Origin of the sequence: Patulibacter sp. SYSU D01012 (assembly GCF_017916475.1) — a bacterium.
GTDB lineage: Bacteria > Actinomycetota > Thermoleophilia > Solirubrobacterales > Solirubrobacteraceae > Patulibacter.
Genome location: NZ_JAFMTB010000003.1, coordinates 140,700 through 162,631, shown reverse-complemented (window position 1 = coordinate 162,631; position 21,932 = coordinate 140,700). Strand labels below are relative to the sequence as shown.

Sequence of the window (21,932 nt, the reverse complement as noted above, 5' to 3'; positions counted from 1 at the left end):
TGTGACCGGACCGCCCGCGCCCGGCCCGCTCAGGCGCCCGCGGCCAGCGCCGCGCCGTCCGCCGCGTGGTCCGCGGCGGTCAGCGCGCGAGGCAGCGACTCGCCGGCCGTGACGTACGCCTCCATCCGGTCGAGCCACGCGGCATCGGTCTGCGCCCCGAGCGCCTCGAGGGCCACGGTGCGCAGGCCGCCGAGCGCGGTCCACGGGCCGCGCTCGACCCGCGCGGCGTACGTGTGCAGGCCGCCGATCCGCTCGACCTGCAGGACGCGCCCGTCCGGCGCGTGGAAGCGCACGGTCAGGCCTCCGGGCCGCGTCGCGCGCGACCGAGGGCGGGACGGGGGCGCGCGGCCGGGACGCCGGCGCGCAGGGACGGGACGACGGGACGCATGCCTGTAGTACGGGCGAGGCGCCCCGCGTGTGACCGCTCGCCGGCGAAAACCTCGACGCGACGGCGCCGGACCCGCCACACTGCGCGGACAGCTACCTGCCTCGATCGTCGTCGCAGGGGCCCGAGCCCGACCCGGAGTTCCCGCGACATGCACACCCTGAGCAGCCCGCCGCCGGCGAGCCGCGCCGCCGCGTCTCGCCCGCCCAAGCACGACTGGAAGGCGGCGGTCGCGCCGTACGCGCAGCCCGACGTGCGCCGCAGCGTCCTCGACGTCCTCACGTCGATCGTCCCGTACGTGCTCGGGTTCGTGGGGATGTACCTGCTGCTCGACGTCTCGTACTGGCTGACGCTGCTCGCCGCGATCCCCACCGCCGGCTTCCTGCTGCGCACCTACATCGTCTTCCACGACTGCGCGCACGGCAACTTCCTGCCGAGCAAGCGCGGCAACCATGTGCTGGGCGTGGCCGCGGCGCTCCTGGTCTACACGCCGTTCTCGGCGTGGCGCCACAGCCACGCGGTGCATCACGCGACCGCCGGCGACCTGGACCGCCGCGGCGAGGGCGACGTGCCGACGATGACGGTGGAGGAGTACCGCAACGCGTCGTGGGGCGCCCGGACGGTCTACCGCCTGACGCGCAACCCGATCGTCATGCTCGGCCTGGGCCCGATCGTCGCGCTCGTCATCGAGCCGCGGATCTGGCGGAAGGGCCAGCGCCCCCGCATCCGCCGCAGCATCATCGCGACGAACCTCGTCCTCGTCGCGAAGGTCGCCGTCCTGTGCGTGCTCATGGGCTGGCAGGAGTTCCTGCTCGTCCAGATGCCGCTCGTGTGGCTGGCCGGCGGCGCCGGCGTGTGGCTCTTCTACGTGCAGCACCAGTTCGAGGACGCGTACTGGGAGAACACCGGCGAGTGGGACTACGCCGACGCCGCGCTGCAGGGCAGCTCGTACCTGCGCCTGCCGCAGCCGCTGCAGTGGTTCACGGGCAACATCGGGCTGCACCACGTGCACCACCTGAGCGCCCGGATCCCGAACTACCGCCTGCAGGCGGCGCACGACGACCTGGCCGTCTTCCACGGCGTGCCGGTGCTGACCGTCCGCGACGGCATCCGGTCCATGCGCCTGAAGCTGTGGTGCCCGGTGCGCGGGCGCCTGGTGACCTGGCGCGAGGCCGCCCAGGCGCCCGCGGCCGCCGCTCAGCCGGCGTAGAGCGCGTCGACGGTCGCCGCGTACTTCGCGGCGATCGGCTTCCGCTTCAGCTTCATCGTCGGCGTCAGCTCGTCGCCGCCCGGCAGCCAGTCGTGGCGCAACAGCTCGAAGCGCTTGACCTGCTCGACGCGGGACAGGCGCGCGTTCGCCTCCTCGATCGCCGCCGCGACGGCCTCGCGCACCGCGGGCTCCTCCGCGAGCGCCGCGGGGTCGGTCGCCGCGATCCCGTGCGCCGCCGCCCAGACCGGGGCCACGTCGGGGTCGAGGACGACGAGCGCGACGTTGTAGGGGCGCCGGTCGCCGAAGACGCAGACCTGGCCGATCAGGCCGTGCGCGGCCTTCAGCGTCGCCTCGATGTTCGCCGGCGACATGTTCTTGCCCGCCGCGTTGATGATCAGCTCCTTCTTGCGGTCCACGATCCGCAGGAACCCGTCGTCGTCGAACGTGCCGACGTCGCCCGTGGCGTACCACCCGTCGTCGCGCAGCACCTCGGCCGTCGCGTCCGGCCGGTTGCGGTAGCGCTCCATCAGCATCGAGCCGCGCAGCTCGACCTCGCCGTCCTCGGCCAGCCGCAGCTCGACGCCCGGCAGCGGCGGACCGACGGTGCCGAGCTTCGCGCGGCCCGGGCGGTTCATCGCGCCGCACGCGCACGCCTCGGTCATGCCCCAGATCTCGCCGACCTCCAGGCCGATGGCGTGCAGCGTCTCCAGGGTCTCGAGCGGGACGGGGGCCGCACCCACGCCGAGGGCCTGCGCCCGGTCCAGGCCGAGCGCCGCGCGCATCGGCGCGAACAGCCGCTCCTCGGCCTGCGCGACCGCGGCCGCGAGCTCGTCGGGCACCGGGTCGCCGGCCTGCCGCAGCCGCACCGCGCGCACGGCCGCGCCCATCGCCGCCTGCGCCATCCCCCGCGCCTCGTCCGGCAGCGCGCCGAGCTTCGCCTCGATGCCCGCGACGAACTTCTCCCACACCCGCGGCACCGCGAAGAAGTACGTCGGCCGCAGCACGGGCAGCGCCTGCGCGATCCGCTTGGGATCCGGCAGGGCCGCGATCTCGAGCTGCTGCAGGAGCGGGATGTACAGGTTGGCCCCGCGCTCGGCGATGTGCGCGGTCGGCAGCCACGAGATCACGCGGCCGCCCGGCTCCAGGCCCAGCTCCTGCACGATGCCGCTCATCGCCGCCACGATCGCCCGGTGGGTCAGCTCGACGCCCTTCGGCGGCCCCGTGGTGCCGGACGTGTAGATCAGGGTGATCAGGTCGTCCTCGGTCACCGCGTCCTCGTGCGGCGCGACGTCGAAGCCCTCCGGCGCGGACGCCTCGAGCGCGTCCAGCGTCATGCCGCCCGCGGGCGCCTCGCCGTCGACGACGACGATCCGCGGCGGGTCGGCCAGCCCCTCCGCCGCCCGCAGCAGGCCGGGCAGCAGCGCCTGCTCCGTCATGACGAGCCGCAGGCCCGCGTCCTGGATCACGTACGCGATCTGCTCGGGCGGCAGCGTCTGGTAGAGCGAGACGGGCACGGCGCCCAGGCGGACCGCCGCCAGGTCGAGCACGTGGAACTCGGGCCGGTTGTGCAGCAGCAGCCCGACGGTGTCGCCGTGGCGGACGCCGAGCCCGTGGAGCGCGCCGGCCAGGCGGGCGGTGCGCTCGTGGGCCCCGCTCCAGCTGTGCACCGTCTGCCCCGCCTCGTCGAGCAGGAACGGCGCGTCGCCCCGGGCCTGCACCGCGCGGGCGAACGCGGCGACGATCGTCGGCGGGCGGTCCGCCGGCGTCGGCGGGCCGGCGACGTACGGGGTGGCCTGACTGCTCACGGGTGCTCCTCGGGCGATCGACGGGCCTGGCTGGACGGCCAACCAGAGTCCCGCGACCATAGCGCCTGCCCGCCAGCGCGTGTGCGAAGGATCACACGACCGCCGACACGGCGCCCGGGACCGCCGCCCGCCGTTCGCGCGGACGTTGACGGGGTACGTGCGGGGCATGACCGCATCGGACGACGACCGCACCACGGGCGGGCTCGCCGGGAAGCTGATCGGCAAGGCCAAGCAGGCCGCCGGTGGCCTGACCGGCAACGAGCAGCTCGAACGCGAGGGACGCCTGCAGGAGACCGCCGCCGACCAGGCGCGCGACGCCGCCGAGGAGCAGGCGGCCGCCCGCCAGCGCGAGCAGGAGGCGCAGACGGAGCAGGAGCGCATCGCGCTGGAGCGCCGCCGCGCCGAGCTGCAGGCGGAGGAGACCGCCGAGGCGCGCGAGCAGCGCATCGCGGCCGAGGAGGCCGAGCAGAAGCGCCGCGCCGAGGAGCGCGAGGCCGCCCGCCGCGAGGCCGCCGACCGCGTGGCCCAGCAGGGCGGCCGACAGGCCGCCGCCGCCGACCAGGCCGCGGTGCGGGAGCGCACCGACGGCCTGAGCGACGCGCAGCGGCTGGAGGAGGAGGCGCGCCTCGCCGAGGCGCGCGCGAACGCGCTGGACCCGGAGGACGACCGATGAAGCTGCTGCAGATCCCCGGCGCCGCCGTGCGCACGTACGTGAAGGTCGCGCGCGTGCCGTTCGACGTCGCCATGAAGGTCGCCGGCCGCGGCGGCGGGACGACCGTCGACCGCGCCGACGGCGCCGTGAAGACCGCCGCGGGCGCGATCCTGGGCGACGACGAGCTGCGGGCCGAGGGCCGCCGCCGCACGACCGCCGCGGACGAGCGCGACCAGGCGCAGGCGCTCCGCGAGGAGGCCGACGCCCGCCGCGAGGAGGCCGAGCGGGCCGCACGGGAGCAGGCCGCGGAGGCCGACCGTCGACGGGAGCAGGCCGCGGAGCAGGCCGCCGCCAAGCGCGAGGAGGCCGCGGCCGCGAAGCAGCGCGAGCAGGCGAAGGCGGAGCGCGAGGCCGCGAAGCGCGAGGCGCAGGCCGCGAAGGAGGAGGCCGACCGCAAGGAGGCCGCAGAGGCCCGGGCCCGCAAGGAGGAGCTCGCGCAGCTCGAGGCGCAGGAGGAGGCCCTGGACCAGCGCGAGGAGGCCCTCGCCGCGAAGGACGAGGCGCAGCGCCTGGAGGACGCCGCCGCCCGCGCGAAGGCGGAGCGCAAGACGGACGACTGAGGCCGGCCGGCTGCGGCGGACCCGTTCGGGGCCGCCGCGTCGCCGCGGCTACGCCGGGTCGGCCGGCGCGTCCGACAGGACCAGGATGATCCCGGTCAGGTCCGGGTCCTGGCTCGTGTCGCTGAGCACGGCGACCACGCCCCGGTCCACGACCTCGCCGACGGCCTCGCTCAGCAGCGGGGCGATCATGTCGCCGAACGCGCGGCGCTGGTCCCGGACGGCGGTGCCCTGCCCCTTCGCCCACAGGCTGCCCTCGACGACGGAGAACCCGCCGCGCAGGAGCACGAAGACGGCGTCGCCGGTGTAGTGCACCTTGAGCGACTCCGGCCCCTTGCCGTAGTGCGTCTTGTACGCCGAGGCGACGGCGTTGGCGATGCGCGCGGTGGCGGACGGCTCCCGCCGCTCCGGCGCGTCCCCGGTGATCTCGACGGACTCGTCCACGACGGGAACTGTAGCCGTCCGCGGGACCGCCGCGATGGCGTCGCCCGCTTCACCGTCCGCGCTTGCGCAGCCGGCGCAGCTCCTCCCACGGCCGGGTGTTCGCCACGTCGTCCGCCGTCAGCCACGCGCGCCGCGCGGTCGCGACGCCCCAGCGCAGGTTCGGCAGCGTGTCGGGGCCGTGCGCGTCGGAGTCGATCGTCAGCAGCACGCCCGCGTCGCGCGCCGCCCGCGCGTGCACGTCGTGCAGGTCGCGGCGGGCCGGCGAGGCGTTGATCTCGAGGAAGGTGCCCGTGCGCCGGGCGGCGTCGATCATGGCGTCGACGTCCAGGTCGTACGGCGTCCGGCGCTCGATCAGGCGGCCGGTCGGGTGGGCGATGACGTCGACGAGCGGGTGCTCGCAGGCCGCGACGATGCGCGCCGTCGGGTCGTGGCCGAACGCGGTGTGGACGGACGCCACCACCCAGTCCAGCTCGGCCAGCAGGTCGTCGGCGTAGTCCAGGCTCCCGTCCAGGCCGATGTTCACCTCGGACCCGGCCAGCACGGTGATGCCGTCGAGCTCCTCGTCCACGGCGCGGACCTCGGCGATGATCTCGCGCAGCTCGTCGGGCTGGACGTCGTCGCCGAACCCGTGCGACGCGGAGTGGTCGGTGATCGCGATGTACTCGTGCCCCAGCTCGCGGGCGGCGAGCGCCATGTCGCGCACGGTCTTGCGGCCGTCGCTGTGCGTCGTGTGCATGTGCAGGTCGCCGCGCAGGTCGTCCGGCTCGATCAGCCGCGGCACCGCGTCCAGCGCCAGCTCGCCGCGGTCCTCGCGCAGCTCCGGCGGGATCCACGGCAGGCCCAGGCGCGCGTAGACCTCCTCCTCGGTCGCGAAGCGCTCCGTGCGGCCCGTCTCGTCGTCGAGGATCCCGTACTCGGAGACGTGCAGGCCGCGCTTGACCGCCGCCTCGCGGATGGCGACGTTGTGCGCCTTGCTGCCCGTGAAGTGCTGCAGCAGGTTGCCAAACTGGTCGGGGGCGACGACCCGCAGGTCGACGGCCATGCCGGAGTGCAGCACGCCGTGCGCGCCGTTGGGGCCGGACGAGGCGACCTCGGCCACCAGGTCGGAGTCGGCGAAGACGCGCACCAGCCCGGCGGCGTCGTCGGCGGTGGCGATGATGTCGAGGTCGTGGACGGAGTCGGCCTGCCGGCGCGCCGAGCCGGCGACCTCGACGCGGTGCACCCCGGCGGCCTTGCCCTTCTCGCGCAGCTCCGTGACCAGCGTCTCCGCCACGGGCAGGGCGCGCGAGAGCAGCTCGCGCTTCGGGGCGTCGACGTCGTCGCCCGCGGCATCCAGCAGGGCCAGCAGCTTCGCCTCGGTCTTCGCGCCGAACCCCTGCAGGTCGGCGACGCGGTGCTGCTCGATCGCGGCGCGCAGGGCGGCGGGGCCGTCGACGCCGAGGGCGTCGTGCAGCTTCCGGGCCCGCTTGGGCCCCAGCCCCGGCAGGCGGGTCAGGACGAGCAGGCCGGCGGGGTACTTCGCGCGCAGCTTCTCGAGCGCCGGGATCTCGCCCGTCTCGATCAGCGCGACGAGCTTCTCCTCGAGCGTCTTGCCGATGCCCGGGAGCGTCGTGACGGTGCCGGCGCGGGTCATGCCGGCGACCGAGCGCGGCGCGTCCCGCACGGCCTTCGCGGCGTTGCGGTAGGCGAGCACGCGGTGGACGACGGCGCCGTCGAGCTCGTAGCGGTCGGCCAGCTCCTCGAAGAGCTCGGCGATCGCGGGGTTCGACGGGTCCTTGGGCGCGGGGGCGTCGTCGGCCATGCGCCGACCCTACGCGGTCGGCGCGGGCCGCCCGGGCGGCCCGCCGTCCACCGGCGCGCGGTGGGCGGCGGACGGGGTGGCTACTGCGCCACGGGGACCTTCGTCGCCGGGTCGCCGTCGACCGCGGCCGCGAGCTGCGGGACCACCTGGTCGAGCAGGAACGGCCGGCTGAGCGGGCTGTTGTAGCCGAGCGCGCCGGCGAAGTCGCTGTCGGCGGTCACCTGGATGACGCGGCCCTCCTTCGCGACCTTCAGGCGCCGGAACAGCTCGTCCTCGGAGAGCTTGCGGGTGCCGTCCGTGATGAGCACGAGGACGTCGTGGTCCAGCACGTCCAGGCGCTCGCTGCTGATGCTCTCCTGCCCCGCGTCCTTCGGCGTCTCGAAGCCCAGGTCGGTGAAGAACCGCTGGCGCAGGTCGTCGTCGGCGAGCGAGAAGACGCTCTTGCCGCTCTCGAAGGCGACGGTCAGCTCCTTGCCGGCGAACTCCGGGTGCTCCTTGCGGGCCGTCGCGAACCGGGCGTTCACGTCCGCCACGATCCTCTTCGCCTGGGCCTCGCGGCCGAGCGCGCGGCCGGTCAGCAGCATCTGCTGGTCCCACGGCGCGCCGCCGGGGGGCGCGTCCTTCGGCTGCACGACCGTCGGCGCGATCTTGGCGAGCTTGCCGTACGTCGTCTCGTCGACGAACGAGTAGACGCCCAGGATCAGGTCGGGCCGGGCCGCCGCGACCTTCTCGAGCGACACCTCCGAGCTGCCGACGAGCGCCGGCTTCGGGTCGTTCGCCCCAGGCGCCCACTTCCGGTGCAGGTAGTCGAACGCGCCGAGCGACTCGCGGATCGCCACCGGCTTGACGCCGAGCGCCAGGACGAAGTCCTGCTCGTTGAAGCCGATCGCCGCCACGCGCGTCGGCGGCCGCTCGATCTTCGCGGTGCCGTAGGCGTCGGTGATGGTGACGGGGAAGGCCCCGGCGGCGGCCGTCGTGGTGCCCGCGGAGGAGGCGTCGTCGTCGGACCCGCCGCACGCGGCGAGGACCACGGCCGAGGCGAGGACCGCGCACAGGGACCAGATTCGCATGAGGGCACCCTAAACCACGGTGCCGGGCGGTGGCCCGTGGTCTTCGGGCGCCCGAAGACGACGTCCGCCGCCCGGGAGGGCGGCGGACGAGCCACAGGGGTGCGGACGGAGCGCTACCCGGCGGCGGTCGCCGCGGCCGGCGCGCGGAACGTGACCTCGGCGCCGTCGGGATGGATCTGCGTGCCGGCGGTCCCGTCGACGAGCTCGGCGAGGTCCTCCAGCCGGCCGATGGCCGCCCGGCGGCCCGTCGCGGCGACGAACCGCGCGACGGCCTCGACCTTCGGGCCCATCGACCCGCCGGGGAAGCCCTGCTCGCGCAGCCACGTCGGCGTGGCGGTCGCGACCGCGCGCTCGTCGGGGGTGCCCCAGTCCAGGTACACCGCGTCCACGTCGGTCGCCAGCACCAGGACGTCGGCGTCCAGGTCGGCGGCCAGCAGGGCCGACGCCAGGTCCTTGTCGATGACCGCCTCGACGCCGCGCTCGCCGTGCTCGTCCTCGACGACCGGCACGCCGCCGCCACCCGCGCAGACGACGATGAAGTCGCCGTCCACGAGGCGCCGGATCGCCGGCAGCTGGACGATGCGCTTGGGGTCGGGCGACGCCACGACCCGTCGCCACCACTTGCCGTCCGGCGCGATGCTCCAGCCGCGCTCGGCCGCCAGGGCGCGGGCGCGCTCCTCGGAGTAGACCGGGCCGATGAACTTCGTCGGGCGGTCGAACGCCGGGTCGTCGGCGTCGACGAGCGTGCGGGTGATGACCGTGACGGTGTCGCGGTCCTCGATCGCGTTGTCGAGGGCGAGCTCGACGACGTAGCCGATCTGTCCCTCGCTCTCGGCGTCCAGGACGTCGAGCGGGTACGGCTCGCCCTGGTCGCCGTAGGCGTCCTCCTTCAGGGCGAGCAGGCCCACCTGCGGGCCGTTGCCGTGCGTCACGACGAGGCGCGATCGGGCGCTCACGGGCCCGAGGATGGCGGCCGCCTCCTGGGCGGCGGAGAGCTGGTTGGCAGCCGTGGCGGGCTCGCCGCGCCGCAGGAGCGCGTTCCCGCCGAGGGCTGCGACGACGAGGGGTGCAGACCCGTTCTCAGACATGAGCCGATCATGGCGCCGCGCCCCTCCTCGCCGTCCCGTAGTTCCCCGTACAGGTAGGTCGGGCATCCCCAGATGCGGGCAGATCCGTCCGGTGCGACCGTGATGTCACCGCCCCGACGGCGGCGCCGAAACCGGCCTCAGGAGCCCCCCGCTCATGCCTCAGGACATCCCGCAGAACCAGCCCGCGACGGAGCCCGCCTCCGTCGCGCCGGCTCCCGACGACACGCCGCCGGACGAGCCGAAGCCACGACGATTCCCGACCGCCTTCACGATCCTCACGGGCGTCCTGCTCGTCGTGTGGGCGCTCTCGTTCGTCATCCCGTCCGGCTCGTACGACACGAACCCGAAGACGGGCGGCCCGCAGCCGGGCACCTACCACAAGATCGACGTCGACAAGTCGCTCCCGCACCAGTTCTACAAGCTGTGGAACGCCCCCTCGAACGGCCTGTACGGCATCGAGAACGAGAACGGCAACGTCTCCGTCGACAACAGCGGCACGCTCTACGGCTCGGCGCAGATCTTCCTCTTCGTCCTCGCCATCGGCTCGTTCATCACCGTCACGATGAAGACGGGGGCCATCCAGACCGGCATCGGGCGCCTGGCGCTCAGATTCCGACGAAGCCCCTCCATCCTGATCATCGTCCTGATGACCGTGTTCGCCCTGGGCGGCACCGCGGAGGGCATGTGGGAGGAGACGCTGGGCTTCTTCGTCCTGCTCGTCCCCTTGACGTTGGCGCTGGGCTACGACCGCATGGTCGGCGCATCGATCATCTTCCTCGGGTGCGGTGCGGGCGTGCTCGCGTCCACCGTCAACCCGTTCGCCACCGGCGTCGCGTCCGACGCCGCCGGGATCAGCGTCGGCGACGGCATCGTGCTCCGCCTGGCGATGTTCATCGTCCTCGTCGGCGCCGCCATCGCCTACGTCCTGCGCTACGCCCACCGCGTCAAGCAGGACCCGTCGCACTCGGTCCTGGGCCCCGACGGCACCAGCTCGGCCGGCCTGCCGCTCGCCGAGGACGCCGCCGGCGACGTCCCGCCGCTGACGCGCAACCAGAAGTTCGTCCTGGTCCTGTTCTTCGCGTCCTTCGCGGTGATGATCTACGGCTTCATCCCGTGGGGCGACATCTGGGACACGCTCTTCCACGCGGACTTCCCGCTGCCGACGTTCACGTCCTTCTACTTCGCCCAGGCCGCCGTGCTGTTCGTCGTGATGGGCGTCGTGATCGGCCAGGTCGCCAAGCTCGGCGAGGCCGGCACCGTCCAGACCATGATCTCGGGCGCGTCCGACTTCCTCGGCGCCGCGCTGATCATCGTCGTGGCCCGCGCGGTGACGGTCGTCATGAAGAACGCCGACATCACCGACACGCTCCTGCACTGGACCGAGAGCGCCGTCACCGGCACCTCGAGCGGCGTCTTCGGCGTCCTGTCGCTGATCGTCAACCTGCCGATCGCCTTCCTCGTCCCCTCGTCCTCGGGCCACGCCGCGCTCGTCATGCCGATCCTGGCCCCGCTGGCCGACTTCGCGTCCGTGCCGCGCTCCATCGCCGTCACCGGCTACCAGAGCGCCTCGGGCCTCATCAACCTGATCACGCCGACCTCCGCGGTCATCATGGGCGGCCTGGCCCTGGCGAAGGTCAACTACAACCACTACCTGCGCTTCGTCCTGCCGTTCTTCGGGATCGCGCTCGTCATCTCCCTCGCGTTCGTCGGCATCGGAGCGGCGCTGTGACCAGCCCCGCCCCCACCACCGACGACCGCCGCGCCGGCGACCGCGCCGGCGCGCCCTCCCCCACCACCACCAAGGAGCACCTCATGTCCTTCCGCGTCGACTCCGAAGTCGGGACCCTCCGCAAGGTCATCGTGCACCGCCCCGGCCTGGAGCAGCGCCGTCTGACCCCCGACAACGCCGAGGAGCTGCTCTTCGACGACGTCATCTGGGTCCGCAAGGCCAAGGAGGAGCACGCCGCCTTCGTCAAGCTGATGCAGGGCCGCGGCGTCGAGGTCTTCGACGCCGAGGACCTCCTGCTCGAGACGCTCCAGGTCGCCGACGGCCGCACCTGGCTGCTCGACCAGGTCCTGCAGGAGCGCCGTGTCGGCCAGTACCTGGCCCACACGGCCCGCGACTGGGCCGAGGCCGCCAGCGCCCGCGACCTGTCGAACTTCCTCATCGGCGGCATGACGAAGGACGACCTGAAGGGCGGCGAGGGCCTGTTCTACGACTCCTCGCGCCCCGACGACATGATGCTGCCGCCGCTGCCGAACTTCCTGTTCCAGCGCGACCCGTCGTCCTGGATCTACGGCGGCGTGACCATCAACCCGATGACGAAGCCGGCCCGCCGGCCCGAGACGGCGATCATGGAGGCCATCTACCGCTTTCACCCGATGTTCGCGGCCGACGGCGGCGTGAAGACCTGGTTCGGCGGCGTCGAGCAGGACTGGGGCGCGTGCACGATCGAGGGCGGCGACGTCCAGACGATCGGCAACGGCGCCGTGATGATCGGCATGGGCGAGCGGACCACGCCGCAGGCCGTCGGCATCCTCGCGCGCCGCCTGTTCGAGGCCGGCGAGGCGAAGGTCGTCCTGGCGGTGCAGCTGCCGGCGTCCCGCTCCTACATGCACCTGGACACGGTGCTGACGATGGTCGACCGCGACTGCGTCACCCTCTACCCGCGCGTCGTGAACGACAGCGTGCGGATCTGGAAGCTGACCCCGAACGACGGCACGCTCCCGCACGTGGAGCGCTACGACGGCACCATCCTGGACGCGATGGCCGAGGTGCTCGAGATCGACGAGATGCGCGTGGTGCCGACGGGCGGCGACGCCCCCGAGCAGGCCCGTGAGCAGTGGGACGACGGCAACAACGTCGTCTGCCTGTCCCCCGGCGTCGTGGTCGCCTACGAGCGCAACGAGGACACGAACGAGCGCCTGTCGAAGGCCGGCATCGAGGTCCTCACCATCGACGGCTCCGAGCTCGGCCGCGGCCGCGGCGGCTCGCACTGCATGACCTGCCCCATCCTCCGAGAGGCCTGATCTCCATGTTCAACCTGCGCAACCGCTCCTTCCTGAAGGAGATCGACTTCAGCCGTGAGGAGCTGGCGTACCTGCTGCGCCTGTCCGCCTCGCTGAAGACGGCCAAGTACAACGGCACCGAGGAGCAGCGGCTCCGCGGCCGCAACATCGCGCTGATCTTCGAGAAGACCTCCACCCGCACCCGCTGCGCGTTCGAGGTGGCCGCCCACGACCAGGGCGCGCACGTCACGTACCTGGACCCGACCGGCTCGCAGATGGGCCACAAGGAGTCGACCGCCGACACCGCCCAGGTGCTGGGCCGGATGTTCGACGCGATCGAGTACCGCGGGTCGGGCCAGGAGCACGTCGAGGAGCTGGCGGAGTACGCCGGCGTCCCGGTCTACAACGGCCTGACGAACGAGTGGCACCCGACGCAGATGCTCGCCGACTTCCTGACGATGCAGGAGCAGTCGGGCAAGGACGCCGCCGACATCGCGTACGCCTACGTCGGCGACGGCCGCTTCAACATGGGCCGCTCCCTGCTGATCACCGGCGCCATCCTGGGTGCCGACGTCCGGCTGATCACGCCGGCCGAGCTCCGCCCGCCGCAGGACGTCATCGACCAGGCGCACGAGCTGGCGAAGGCCTCCGGCGCCCGGATCACGATCTCCGAGGACGTCGCCGCGGTGAAGGGCGTCGACTTCGTCCACACCGACGTGTGGGTGTCGATGGGCGAGCCCAAGGAGGTGTGGGCCGAGCGCGCGAAGCTCCTGGCGCCCTACCAGGTGAACGCCGAGCTGCTGCGCGCGACCGAGAACCCGCGCGTCAAGTTCATGCACTGCCTGCCGGCCTTCCACGACACGAAGACCGTCGTCGGCGCGCAGATCGCCGAGGCCACCGGCATGACCGACGGCCTCGAGGTCACCAACGAGGTGTTCCAGTCGCCGGCCAGCGTGGTGTTCGACCAGGCGGAGAACCGCCTGCACACCATCAAGGCCGTGCTGGTCGCCACGCTGGCGTAGCCCCAGCCCGTCGGGCGCCCGTGGGTGGGCGGGCGCCCCGACGCAGGACCCGAACGCCCGGGACGGCACGCCGTCCCGGGCGTTCGGCCGTCCAGGGGCGCGTGGACGTCTGTCCTCCCCCGCACCCCGGGAGCGCCGGTCTGGCGCGTTGCCGCCCGGACGCCCGTCCGCGCCGCGTCCGATCGCCCCGCCGCGCCGTAACCCTCTGTGCGGGGAGCCGGCCGACCGGCCGGCGCCCCCGTAGCGCCCCGGGAGCAGCCCGCGTCGCCCGCCGGCGCGGGCCCTGGGCCCGAGGCGCCCGGAGCCCCGTCCGTGGAGGACCGCCCGGCCGTCACCCCCGGCACGCGGGGTCGACGGCCGGGCAGGGGCGGGCCGCGTTCTGACCCGCTCGTCCCGAACGCGTTCCGCATCGGGACGGCGGCGGGCCGGATCCGCTCGGCCGCGCGCCGGCCCGCGGGACCGCTCGCCGGCCTGGGGGGACCGCGCGCTGGCTCGGGGGACCGCGCGCTGGCCGGGCCTGACGGCGTGCTGGCCCGGCCTGACGGCGTCTCGTCTTCGCCCGACCGTGCGCCGGCGCGGGCGACCGCGTGCCGGCCCGGCCTGACGGCGTCTCGTCTTCGCCCGACCGTGCGCCGGCCCGGGCCGACGGCGTCTCGTCTTCGCCCGACCGGGCCGACGGCGTCTCGCCTTCGCCCGACCGCATGCCGTCTGGGGGACCGCGTGCCCGCCGGCCTGATGGGGTCTCGACTCCGCCCGGCCGCTCGCCGGCCCGGGCTGACGCGTCTCGCCTCCGCCCGGCCGCTCGCGGGCCCGGGCCAGGAGGTTCACGACCGCGTCACCCGCGCGCGGGACCCGCTTCGTACGGTGAGCGTGAGCCCGGCGGTCGGCGTCGCGGTCGCGGGACGATCCGCGGCCGCGACGCCCGTCGCCCGCGCTCGTGGGTTGAGGGATCCACCGGGCGCCGGGCGCGCACGCGACGGGAACCGCGGCGCGCCCGGCCCTCTGCTGCCCGGTGCCCGGCGGCCGGACGCACGCGTGAGGCGGAGCGGCTGGGGTGGCGGGGGCGTGTTCCGGCTGAGGGCCGGTATGCGGACCCGAGCCGGAACGGCGGGGGCGGCGGGGTCGTGTTCCGGCTGAGGGCCGGTATGCGGACCTCAGGCGGAACGGCTGGGACGACGGGGTCGTGTTCCGGCTGAGGGCCGGTATGCGGACCCGAGCCGGAACGGCCGGAACGGCGGAGGCGCGTTCCGGCTCAGGGCCGGTATGCGGACCCGAGCCGGAACGGCCGGGGTGGCGGGGTCGTGTTCCGGGTCAGGGCCGGTATGCGGACCCGAGCCGGGACGGCTGGAACGGCGCAGGCGCGTTCCGGCTCAGGGCCGGTATGCGGACCCGAGCCGGAACGGCGGGGACGGCGGGGTCGTGTTCCGGGTCAGGGCCGGTATGCGGGCCCGAGCCGGAACGGCCGGAACGACGCAGGCGTGTTCCGGCTGAGGGCCGGTATGCGGACCCGAGCCGGAACGGCCGGGACGGCGGGAGCGTGTCCCCGGGTGAGGGCCGGTATGCGGACCTCAGCCGGAACGGGACGGCCCCGCGCGCCGCCCTCGCCCCCTCCCCCGGGCCACCACCGGGGCCGCCACCGCCCCGCCCCCCGCCCCCCCGCACGCGGCGTGGCGCCTGGGCGCTCGACAGCTTGGCGCGCCTGTGCTTAGGTTATGGCATGCCACAAAACACGTCATGGCGCAGCCATAGACGCCGCGGCGGCCGATCCCGGCGGGCGCTCGGGGTGCTCGCCGCGCTGCTGCTGATCCCCGCTGCGCTCGCCGGGTGCGCGGACGCGGACGCCGAGCAGGCGGACGGCCGGCCCGTGGTGCTGACGACCTTCACCGTCATCGCCGACATGGCGCGCGAGGTGGCCGGCGACCGGGTGCACGTCGCGTCGATCACGAAGCCCGGTGCCGAGATCCACGGCTACGAGCCGACGCCGAGCGACCTGAAGCGCGCGGCCCGCGCCGACCTGGTGCTCGAGAACGGGCTGGGGCTGGAGTCGTGGTTCGCGCAGTTCATCGACCTGGCGGACGGCCGCTCGGCGACGCTCAGCCGCGGCGTGCGGCCCATCCCCATCGGCGGGGGCTCGGAGTACGCGGGCAAGCCGAACCCGCACGCGTGGATGTCGACGGAGAACGCCGCGATCTACGTGGAGAACATCCGCCGGGCCCTGAGCGACCTGGATCCCGCGGGCGCCCCGGAGTACGCGCGACGCGCCGCCGCCTACGTGCGCCGGCTGCGCGCGGTCGGGGACGACGTGCGCCGGCGACTGCGCGCCGTGCCGCCCGCGCGCCGGGCGCTCGTCACGTGCGAGGGCGCCTTCTCCTACCTGGCCCGCGACCTGGGCCTGGACGAGGGCTACCTGTGGCCGGTGAACGCCGAGCAGGAGGGCACGCCGCAGCAGATCGCCGCGACCGTCGAGCTCGTCCGCGCCCGCCGCGTCCCCGGCGTCTTCTGCGAGTCGACCGTCAGCCCGAAGGCGCAGCAGCAGGTGGCCCGCGAGGCCGGCACGCGCCTGGCGGGCACGCTGTACGTCGACTCGCTCTCGGGCCCCGACGGCCCCGTCCCCACGTACCTGGACCTGCTGCGCCGCGACGCCGAGACGATCGCGGCCGGCCTGACCCCGCAGGAGGGCTCGCGATGAGCACCGCCGTCACCCCCGCCCCCGCCGCGTCCCCGCCGGCCGTGGCCGTCGACGGCCTGGTCGTCCGCTACGGCGCCGCGCCCGCCCTGGACGGCGTCGACCTGCGGCTGCGCCCCGGGCGCGTCCACGGCCTGATCGGCATGAACGGCTCGGGCAAGTCCACGCTGTTCAAGGCGATCATGGGCCTGGTGCGGCCCGGCGCGGGCCGGGTGGCGCTGTTCGGCGCGCCGCCCGCCGACGCGCGGCGCAGCGGCCGCGTGGCGTACGCGCCGCAGAGCGAGGCCGTCGACTGGGGCTTCCCCGTCACGGTGCGCGAGGTCGTCGCGATGGGCCGCTACGGCCGGCTCGGGCCGCGGCGTCGCCTGCGGCCCGAGGACCGCGCCGCCGTCGACGCCGCCCTCGAGCGCGTCGAGTTGACGGCCCTGGCCGACCGCCAGATCGGCGCGCTGTCGGGCGGCCAGCGCAAGCGCGCGTTCGTGGCTCGCGGACTGGCGCAGGGGGCGGAGCTGCTGCTCCTCGACGAGCCGTTCGCGGGCGTCGACAAGCGGTCCGAGGCGACGATCACGGCGCTCCTGCGCGCGCTCGCCGCCGAGGGCCGGACCGTGCTCGTCTCGACGCACGACCTGGTGGCGGTGCCCGCGCTCTGCGACGAGGTGGCGCTCCTCAACCGGCGGATCGTCGCGCAGGGGCCGCCCGACGAGACGCTGCGGCCCGAGCCGCTCGGCGCCGCGTTCGGCGGCTTCGTCCCCGTCGAGGCGCTGCGGACGGCGGTGGCGGCATGAGCCCGATCGAGTGGGTCACCGAGCCGCTCGGCTACGAGTTCATGCAGCGCGCGCTGCTCGTCGCGCTCGTCTGCGGGCTGGCGTGCGCGGTCCTGTCCTGCTGGCTGACGCTGCTGGGCTGGTCGCTCATGGGCGACGCCGTCTCGCACGCCGTCCTGCCCGGCGTGGTGCTGAGCTACGTGCTCGGCGCGCCGTTCGCCATCGGGGCCTTCCTCTTCGGCACCGCCGCGGTGTTCCTCGTCGGCGGGCTCAACCGCACGTCGCGGGTGAAGGAGGACGCCGCGATCGGCATCGTCTTCACCGGGCTGTTCGCGCTCGGGCTGGTGCTCGTCTCGGCCATCCCGTCGCAGATCGACCTGTTCCACATCCTCTTCGGCAACGTCCTCGGCGTCAGCGACGGCGACATCGTGCAGGTCGTCGGGATCGGCGCCGTCGTCATCGCGGTGCTCCTGCACAAGCGCCGCGACCTGGTCCTCTACGCCTTCGACCCGACGCACGCGCACGCCATCGGCCTGCGGCCGCGGCGGCTCGAGGCGCTGCTGCTGGGCGCCCTGGCGCTGACGGTGATCGTCGCGCTGCAGGCCGTCGGGATCGTGCTCGTCGTCGCGATGCTCGTCACGCCGGGCGCCACGGCCTACCTGCTGACGGACCGCTTCGGGCCCATGCTGGGCTGGGCGAGCGCGGCGAGCGTCAGCGCGTGCGTGGTCGGCACGTACCTGAGCTACCACCTGGACTGGTCGACGGGCGGGGCGATCGTCTGCGTGCTGACGCTGCAGTTCGTCGCGGCGTACCTGTTCGCGCCGCGCGGGGTGCTGGCCGGTCGGCGGCGGACGCGACGGGTGGAGGAAGCGACGGCGCAGCCGGCCTGAGCCCCGTCGGCCGGCGCGGAGCCGAGCCGCGGGACGCGGCGGGTGGCGCACGGACGCGCTGCCGGGCGGCGCACCGCCCGGCAGCGCCTGGCTCCTGCCAGACGCCACCCGCGCCCGACCGTCCTACGGCCCGGTCGCCCCCCGGACGGGGCATTGCGGGCGTCCGCGGACGGCGTACGGTGCCTCGCATGCGTGCGGTGGTCGCGATCCTGTCCGTGGTGGCCGTCGCCGCCCTCCTCGCCCTGGTCGGCTCCGGGCCACCGCCCGCGCGCGCCCAGGCCGCCGACGACTGCGTGGCGCTGGGGACGCCGGGCGACTTCAGCGTCTTCGTCCGCGACGGGTACGCCGCGAGCAACACGCAGGTCGACGGCCGCGTGTTCGCGGGCGGCGACGTGACGGTGAGCGGCTGGGCCGTCGGCGTCACCGGCACGCCCGACGCCGGGCGGGTCGACCTGCTCGTCGGCGGGGACCTGACCGCGAACGGCACCCAGGCGCCGAACGGCAGCGTCCGCTACGCCGGCACGTTCAGCGGCCAGCTGGCGACGCCGAACGGCACGCTCGAGCAGGCGCCGCTGCCCTTCGACCCGGACGCGGAGCTGGCGACGCTCACCGCCCTGTCCGACCGCCTCGGGGCCGCCGAGGCCACCGGCACGGTGTCGTCCCCGGACGCGGCGGGCGCGGTCCGGATGACGGGCGACGACGCGCGGCGCAACGTCTTCGTCGTCACCGCCGCCCAGTTCGGCGAGGCGCGCGAGCTGCTCATCCGCGTGCCGCCGGGCTCGACGACCGTCGTCACCGTCCTCGGCGACGACCCGTCCACGGCCAGCCCCAACCCGCTGACCCAGGTGGCGTACTGGAACGGCTCGGCGTACCAGCAGCTCGGCGACGCCCCGCCCGCCGAGCTGGCCGCGCTGCGCGACGCGACGCTGTGGAACGTCCCGCAGGCGTCGCGGCTGCAGATCGGCCCGGGCCTGGCGTGGCCGGGATCGGTCCTGGCACCCCGCGCCGACGTCGAGCTGACGGGCAACGCCCAGCTCTACGGGCAGCTGTGGGCCCGCTCGCTGCACGGGCAGGGCACGTCGCGGACGGGCCGCTTCTCCGGCTGCCTGCCGCCCGCGGACGACGAGCCCGACGCCGACGTCGGCCTGGCGCCGACGTGCCGCGACGCGTTCGTCGACGCGACCTCGATGCGGCTGCGCAACCGCGGCGACGAGACGGTGGCGGTGCGGTGGCACGACGAGGAGAGCGCGCAGAGCGGGCGCTTCACCGTCCGCCCCGGGCACGACCGCTTCTTCCGCGTCCGCGACGCCCGGCGGCCCCACGTCATCGTCGCGCGGGCGGGCGGCACGACCGTCCGCGTCCGCGCGAGCCGGCGGCCGTGCGGCGGTGCCGTCCGCCTGCAGAAGGTCGTGACCGGCCCGTCCCCGGGCGGCGCCTGGACCGTGCGGCTGCGCAGCGACGTCGGGACCGGCCGCGACGTGGCGCTGACGCCCGGCGTGCCGCGGACCGTGCTGCTGCGCGGCCGCGTCACGACCGGCGAGGTGCCGAGCGGGCAGGTGCCCGGCGGCGTGCGGTACGCGCTGTCCGAGCCCGATCCGCGCGGCGCGACGCAGGTGACGATCGACCGCCCCTTTGTGACGATCACCGACCGCCAGCTGCTGCGCGCGACCGTGGTGAACGCCTACCCGGAGCCGTCGCCGGATCCGACCCCGGGCGGCACCGGCGACCCGACGCCGGTCGACCCGTTTGATCCGCCGGGCTCCGGCCGCCCGGGCGGCGGCCCCGCGCCGCCGGTCGGGACCCCCGCGCCGCCGGTCGGCCCGCCGCTCGTCCCGGGGGCCGGCGCCGACCTGACGCTGGAGGAGACGATCGCGCCGCCCGTCGTGCGTCGGGACGGCAGCGCCACGGTCACGCTCCGCATCCGCAACCGCGGTCCCCAGCCCGCCGTCGACGCGGTCGTCCGCGAGCTGCCGCGCCTGGACCCGGACGACCTGAACCGCGTGGCGGTCGTCGACGCCCACGCGGTGTCCGGCACCGATCCCGGCTTCGACGCCGACGCGGTGCGCTGCACCACCCGCCGGCCCGTCCGCTGCGCGCTCGGCACGCTGCCCCCGGGCGCCGGGGTGACGCTGCGGGTGCGGGGCCGCGTGCGCGCGCTCGGCCGGCTGCAGAACGTCACGCTCGTGACGTCGCGCACCCCCGACCCGAACGCGACGAACAACGTGGCGGCGGCGGGCGTGCGGGTCGTCGCGGACCGACCCGCCCTGTCGGTGCGGATCGTCGCGCCGCGGACCGTCCGGGTGGGCCAGCGGTTCGGCTACCGCGTCGTGGCCACCGGCGGCGCGCCGGGCGGCGCCGCGTTCGTGCGGATCTGCCACCGCCCGGCCGCGGACCTGCTCGTGACCGCGCACCCCGGCGCCGTCCGGCGTGGCGGCGCGCTCTGCCGCGACGTGCGACGGCTCGGTCGCGGCGACCGGGCGGGCTTCACCGTCCACGCGGTCGGCCGCCGCCAGACGCCCGGACCGCTGCGGCGCCTGCGGGCGACCGCCGACGCGCCGGGGCTGCCCTCGCCGGCGCGCGACGCGACCGTCGTGCGCGTCGTCGGCGGCCTGCCGGACGGCCTCGGGTAGCGGCGGCGGCGAGGCGGGGGACGGCGCGCGGTCGTCCTCCCCGCCCGGCGTGCGCCCGCGCCGCACCGGCGTGCCGTCGATCGTCCGTGCGCGACTCGCCGGCGTCGGCCGGGGCGTACCGTTGGACGGACGATGCCCGAGACCGCCGACGAGCCGCTGACCGGCCGCCACGTGCAGATGGTCGGCGCCGCGCGGGCCGCCGGCTGGTCCGCCGACGAGACGGGCGCGTGGGAGGGCCTGATCCGCGCGTCGGCCGGGCTGCGCGCGGGGCTCACCCGGCACCTCGAGGCCACCCACGCGCTCAGCCCGAGCGCCCTGGGGCTGCTGGGACGCCTGCTGCTCGCCGAGGACGGCCGCCTGCGCCTGTCCGCGCTCGCCGACGACGCCGGGCTGTCCCTGAGCCGGGTGTCGCGGATCGTCGACGCGCTCGAGGGCCGCGGCCTGGTCGAGCGGCGCCCGTGCCCCGGCGACGCGCGCGCCATCAACGCGCACGTCACCCCCGCCGGGCGCGCCCTCGCCGAGGCCGCCCAGGCCGACGCCGACGACTGGCTGCAGGAGCGCTTCTTCGCGCGGCTCGACGAGGAGGAGACGGCCACGCTCGCCCGCATCATGGCGCGCTTCGCCGGCGGCGACCCGGCGCCGTGCGACGGCGCGTCCGCCGTCCCCGCTCCGCGGGGCGCCGCGTCGTGCGACGGCGACGCCGCCGGCGCGCCCTCGGAGGACTGACCGCGCGCCGCCGGCGGCCGGTCGCGCCGACGACGGCCGCGCGCCGCCGGGGCGACGGATCGCTGCGCGCTAGAGCAGGACGCCGAGGGCGAACGCGGCCGCCATGACGAGCACGAGCACGAGGACGCTCCGCAGCCACTCGCCGGTCGTCTCGCGCGCGACCGGCCGGTCGCGGTGGCCGGTGAGCGCGAGGAGCGCCTCCCAGCCTTGCACCGCGCCCGCGAGGGCGAGGATCCCGGACAGCACGATCGCCACGGTGCCGTCCCCTTCGACGATGCGCGCGATCAGCGCGGCGACGAGGAGCACCCCGAGGACGACCCGCAGCACGAGCCAGCCGGCACCGAGGGGCGGACGGTCGTCGCCGGTCACGCGGGGGTCTCCGGACCGGGCCCGGACGCCCGGGAGTCGTCGACGAGCAGGATCTGCGCCGGCCCCCGGAACGGGCGGCGAACGCGCTCGCGCCACGCCACCGTCGCCGCGGGGTCGACGCCGGCGACGATCCGCCCCACCGCGACCGCGAGCGCGGCGCCCCCGAGCACCAGGCGCAGCACGCGTCCTGCCGTCGCCCGCACCGCCGCGGAGCGCGGGCCCACGGTGCCCCTCACCCCGCCGTGATCCGCAGGATCACCCGCTCCGCGCCCGACCGACGCACCCGCCCGAGCACCGTGATCAGGCGGAACGGCCAGCCGTACTTCCGGCGCAGCGTCGCCTCGGGCCCCGTCGTCGCCGTCGCGCCCCGCAGGACCTCGGCCCGTCCGGTCGCCCGCGGGGCCTCCGGCGCCACCGTGCCCGTCCGGCCGCACGGGCGCAGCTCGACGCGCGGGTCGCGGCGCAGCCGCTTGACCTTCCCCGCGCCCGCCGGCGTGGTGACGACGAGCGCGTCGCCGTGGCGCGCCACCCAGACCGGGGTCGCGACCGGCGCCCCCGAGCGGCGGAACGTGGTCAGCGAGACGTACCGCTGGTCGCCCATCGCGAGGAGCCCGGAGCCGGTCGGCATGGCCTGCGTGTACCCGGCCGGAGCCGTCGCACCCGCCGGCCCGGCGCGGGGACGCGGGCGGCGCCGCTCGCCAGGCCTACCACCAGACCTGCGGGCGGCGCCGCCGGCGCCGACACCCGGCCGTCGCCGACACCGA

General features: G+C 75.5%; 20 protein-coding genes. 11 read left to right on the top strand and 9 right to left on the bottom strand.

Annotated features, from left to right (window positions below; all coding sequences use genetic code 11):
* Positions 1-29 precede the first annotated feature (29 nt).
* Positions 30-293 carry a hypothetical protein gene (locus J3P29_RS16680; RefSeq protein ID WP_210495305.1) on the bottom strand — a complete coding sequence of 88 codons (264 nt, stop codon included), beginning with the start codon at positions 291-293 and terminating at the stop codon, positions 30-32.
* Positions 294-536: 243 nt separating this feature from the next.
* On the opposite strand from J3P29_RS16680, the gene J3P29_RS16675 reads away from it, so the two are divergent.
* Entirely contained in the window at positions 537-1,595 is a 1,059-nt protein-coding gene (locus J3P29_RS16675) for a fatty acid desaturase (RefSeq protein ID WP_210495304.1), read from the top strand.
* Here J3P29_RS16675 and J3P29_RS16670 read toward each other — a convergent pair.
* Positions 1,583-3,400: a long-chain fatty acid--CoA ligase gene (locus J3P29_RS16670; RefSeq protein WP_349239880.1), complete on the bottom strand. Its 1,818-nt coding sequence runs from the start codon at positions 3,398-3,400 to the stop codon at positions 1,583-1,585. The two genes, J3P29_RS16675 and J3P29_RS16670, sit on opposite strands and share 13 nt — an antisense overlap.
* Positions 3,401-3,566: 166 nt before the next feature.
* Between J3P29_RS16670 and J3P29_RS16665 the strand changes: the two genes are divergently transcribed.
* Complete coding sequence (locus tag J3P29_RS16665) at positions 3,567-4,073, top strand: CsbD family protein (protein WP_210495301.1); 507 nt, start codon at positions 3,567-3,569, stop codon at positions 4,071-4,073.
* Positions 4,070-4,672, top strand: a complete 603-nt coding sequence (locus tag J3P29_RS16660) for a hypothetical protein (protein ID WP_210495300.1) — start codon at positions 4,070-4,072, stop codon at positions 4,670-4,672. Before J3P29_RS16665 ends, J3P29_RS16660 begins: the two co-directional genes overlap by 4 nt.
* 48 nt (positions 4,673-4,720) lie before the next feature.
* Here the strand turns inward: J3P29_RS16660 and J3P29_RS16655 are convergent, their stop codons facing one another.
* The 4 genes from J3P29_RS16655 to arcC form a co-directional block, all read right to left on the bottom strand.
* The gene (locus J3P29_RS16655; RefSeq protein WP_210495299.1) at positions 4,721-5,113 is read right to left on the bottom strand and encodes a Na-translocating system protein MpsC family protein; all 393 of its coding nucleotides are present in this window, start codon (positions 5,111-5,113) and stop codon (positions 4,721-4,723) included.
* A 49-nt stretch (positions 5,114-5,162) separates the two neighbouring features.
* A complete protein-coding gene (polX, locus tag J3P29_RS16650) occupies positions 5,163-6,914 on the bottom strand; it encodes a DNA polymerase/3'-5' exonuclease PolX (RefSeq protein ID WP_210495297.1) in 1,752 nt (583 codons plus the stop codon).
* Between the two features lie 80 nt (positions 6,915-6,994).
* The gene (locus J3P29_RS16645; RefSeq protein ID WP_210495296.1) at positions 6,995-7,984 is read right to left on the bottom strand and encodes an iron-siderophore ABC transporter substrate-binding protein; all 990 of its coding nucleotides are present in this window, start codon (positions 7,982-7,984) and stop codon (positions 6,995-6,997) included.
* 113 nt (positions 7,985-8,097) lie between these two features.
* Entirely contained in the window at positions 8,098-9,072 is a 975-nt protein-coding gene (gene arcC / locus J3P29_RS16640; RefSeq protein WP_210495294.1) for a carbamate kinase, read from the bottom strand.
* A 154-nt stretch (positions 9,073-9,226) separates the two neighbouring features.
* Here arcC and J3P29_RS16635 point away from each other — a divergent pair, with 154 nt between their 5' ends.
* The 8 genes from J3P29_RS16635 (at position 9,227) to J3P29_RS16600 (ending at position 20,799) form a co-directional block, all read left to right on the top strand.
* Positions 9,227-10,801: a YfcC family protein gene (locus tag J3P29_RS16635; protein ID WP_210495293.1), complete on the top strand. Its 1,575-nt coding sequence runs from the start codon at positions 9,227-9,229 to the stop codon at positions 10,799-10,801.
* 83 nt (positions 10,802-10,884) lie between these two features.
* Complete coding sequence (locus tag J3P29_RS16630) at positions 10,885-12,102, top strand: arginine deiminase (protein WP_210495817.1); 1,218 nt, start codon at positions 10,885-10,887, stop codon at positions 12,100-12,102.
* A gap of 5 nt (positions 12,103-12,107) precedes the next feature.
* Positions 12,108-13,103 (top strand): ornithine carbamoyltransferase, encoded by a 996-nt coding sequence (argF, locus tag J3P29_RS16625; protein WP_210495292.1) that lies wholly within the window; start codon positions 12,108-12,110, stop codon positions 13,101-13,103.
* 1,717 nt (positions 13,104-14,820) lie between these two features.
* Positions 14,821-15,792 carry a metal ABC transporter substrate-binding protein gene (locus tag J3P29_RS16620; protein ID WP_210495290.1) on the top strand — a complete coding sequence of 324 codons (972 nt, stop codon included), beginning with the start codon at positions 14,821-14,823 and terminating at the stop codon, positions 15,790-15,792.
* On the top strand, positions 15,789-16,574 hold the full coding sequence (locus tag J3P29_RS16615; RefSeq protein ID WP_210495289.1) for a metal ABC transporter ATP-binding protein: 786 nt from the start codon (positions 15,789-15,791) through the stop codon (positions 16,572-16,574). Before J3P29_RS16620 ends, J3P29_RS16615 begins: the two co-directional genes overlap by 4 nt.
* On the top strand, positions 16,571-17,443 hold the full coding sequence (locus tag J3P29_RS16610) for a metal ABC transporter permease (protein WP_210495287.1): 873 nt from the start codon (positions 16,571-16,573) through the stop codon (positions 17,441-17,443). Before J3P29_RS16615 ends, J3P29_RS16610 begins: the two co-directional genes overlap by 4 nt.
* Positions 17,444-17,631: 188 nt before the next feature.
* Positions 17,632-20,073 carry a choice-of-anchor A family protein gene (locus J3P29_RS16605; RefSeq protein WP_210495286.1) on the top strand — a complete coding sequence of 814 codons (2,442 nt, stop codon included), beginning with the start codon at positions 17,632-17,634 and terminating at the stop codon, positions 20,071-20,073.
* A 132-nt stretch (positions 20,074-20,205) separates the two neighbouring features.
* Positions 20,206-20,799: a MarR family transcriptional regulator gene (locus J3P29_RS16600; RefSeq protein WP_210495284.1), complete on the top strand. Its 594-nt coding sequence runs from the start codon at positions 20,206-20,208 to the stop codon at positions 20,797-20,799.
* Between the two features lie 69 nt (positions 20,800-20,868).
* On the opposite strand, the gene J3P29_RS16595 is transcribed toward J3P29_RS16600, so the two are convergent.
* Genes J3P29_RS16595 through J3P29_RS16585 form a run of 3 tightly spaced genes read right to left on the bottom strand, consistent with a single transcriptional unit; the run spans position 20,869 to position 21,796 of the window.
* Positions 20,869-21,168 (bottom strand): hypothetical protein, encoded by a 300-nt coding sequence (locus J3P29_RS16595; RefSeq protein WP_210495283.1) that lies wholly within the window; start codon positions 21,166-21,168, stop codon positions 20,869-20,871.
* Positions 21,165-21,404 (bottom strand): hypothetical protein, encoded by a 240-nt coding sequence (locus J3P29_RS16590; protein ID WP_210495282.1) that lies wholly within the window; start codon positions 21,402-21,404, stop codon positions 21,165-21,167. The genes J3P29_RS16595 and J3P29_RS16590 overlap by 4 nt, the downstream gene beginning before the upstream one ends.
* Positions 21,401-21,796: a PPOX class F420-dependent oxidoreductase gene (locus tag J3P29_RS16585; RefSeq protein ID WP_210495280.1), complete on the bottom strand. Its 396-nt coding sequence runs from the start codon at positions 21,794-21,796 to the stop codon at positions 21,401-21,403. Before J3P29_RS16585 ends, J3P29_RS16590 begins: the two co-directional genes overlap by 4 nt.
* Between the last annotated feature and the right edge of the window lie 136 nt (positions 21,797-21,932).

Coding starts and splice junctions, on each gene's coding strand:
- J3P29_RS16675 (WP_210495304.1), top strand. CDS start 537: ATGCACACCCTGAGCAGCCCGCCGCCGGCGAGCCGCGCCGCCGCGTCT.
- J3P29_RS16665 (WP_210495301.1), top strand. CDS start 3,567: ATGACCGCATCGGACGACGACCGCACCACGGGCGGGCTCGCCGGGAAG.
- J3P29_RS16660 (WP_210495300.1), top strand. CDS start 4,070: ATGAAGCTGCTGCAGATCCCCGGCGCCGCCGTGCGCACGTACGTGAAG.
- polX (WP_210495297.1), bottom strand. CDS start 6,914: ATGGCCGACGACGCCCCCGCGCCCAAGGACCCGTCGAACCCCGCGATC.
- J3P29_RS16645 (WP_210495296.1), bottom strand. CDS start 7,984: ATGCGAATCTGGTCCCTGTGCGCGGTCCTCGCCTCGGCCGTGGTCCTC.
- arcC (WP_210495294.1), bottom strand. CDS start 9,072: ATGTCTGAGAACGGGTCTGCACCCCTCGTCGTCGCAGCCCTCGGCGGG.
- J3P29_RS16635 (WP_210495293.1), top strand. CDS start 9,227: ATGCCTCAGGACATCCCGCAGAACCAGCCCGCGACGGAGCCCGCCTCC.
- J3P29_RS16630 (WP_210495817.1), top strand. CDS start 10,885: ATGTCCTTCCGCGTCGACTCCGAAGTCGGGACCCTCCGCAAGGTCATC.
- argF (WP_210495292.1), top strand. CDS start 12,108: ATGTTCAACCTGCGCAACCGCTCCTTCCTGAAGGAGATCGACTTCAGC.
- J3P29_RS16620 (WP_210495290.1), top strand. CDS start 14,821: ATGCCACAAAACACGTCATGGCGCAGCCATAGACGCCGCGGCGGCCGA.
- J3P29_RS16615 (WP_210495289.1), top strand. CDS start 15,789: ATGAGCACCGCCGTCACCCCCGCCCCCGCCGCGTCCCCGCCGGCCGTG.
- J3P29_RS16610 (WP_210495287.1), top strand. CDS start 16,571: ATGAGCCCGATCGAGTGGGTCACCGAGCCGCTCGGCTACGAGTTCATG.
- J3P29_RS16605 (WP_210495286.1), top strand. CDS start 17,632: ATGCGTGCGGTGGTCGCGATCCTGTCCGTGGTGGCCGTCGCCGCCCTC.
- J3P29_RS16600 (WP_210495284.1), top strand. CDS start 20,206: ATGCCCGAGACCGCCGACGAGCCGCTGACCGGCCGCCACGTGCAGATG.
- J3P29_RS16585 (WP_210495280.1), bottom strand. CDS start 21,796: ATGCCGACCGGCTCCGGGCTCCTCGCGATGGGCGACCAGCGGTACGTC.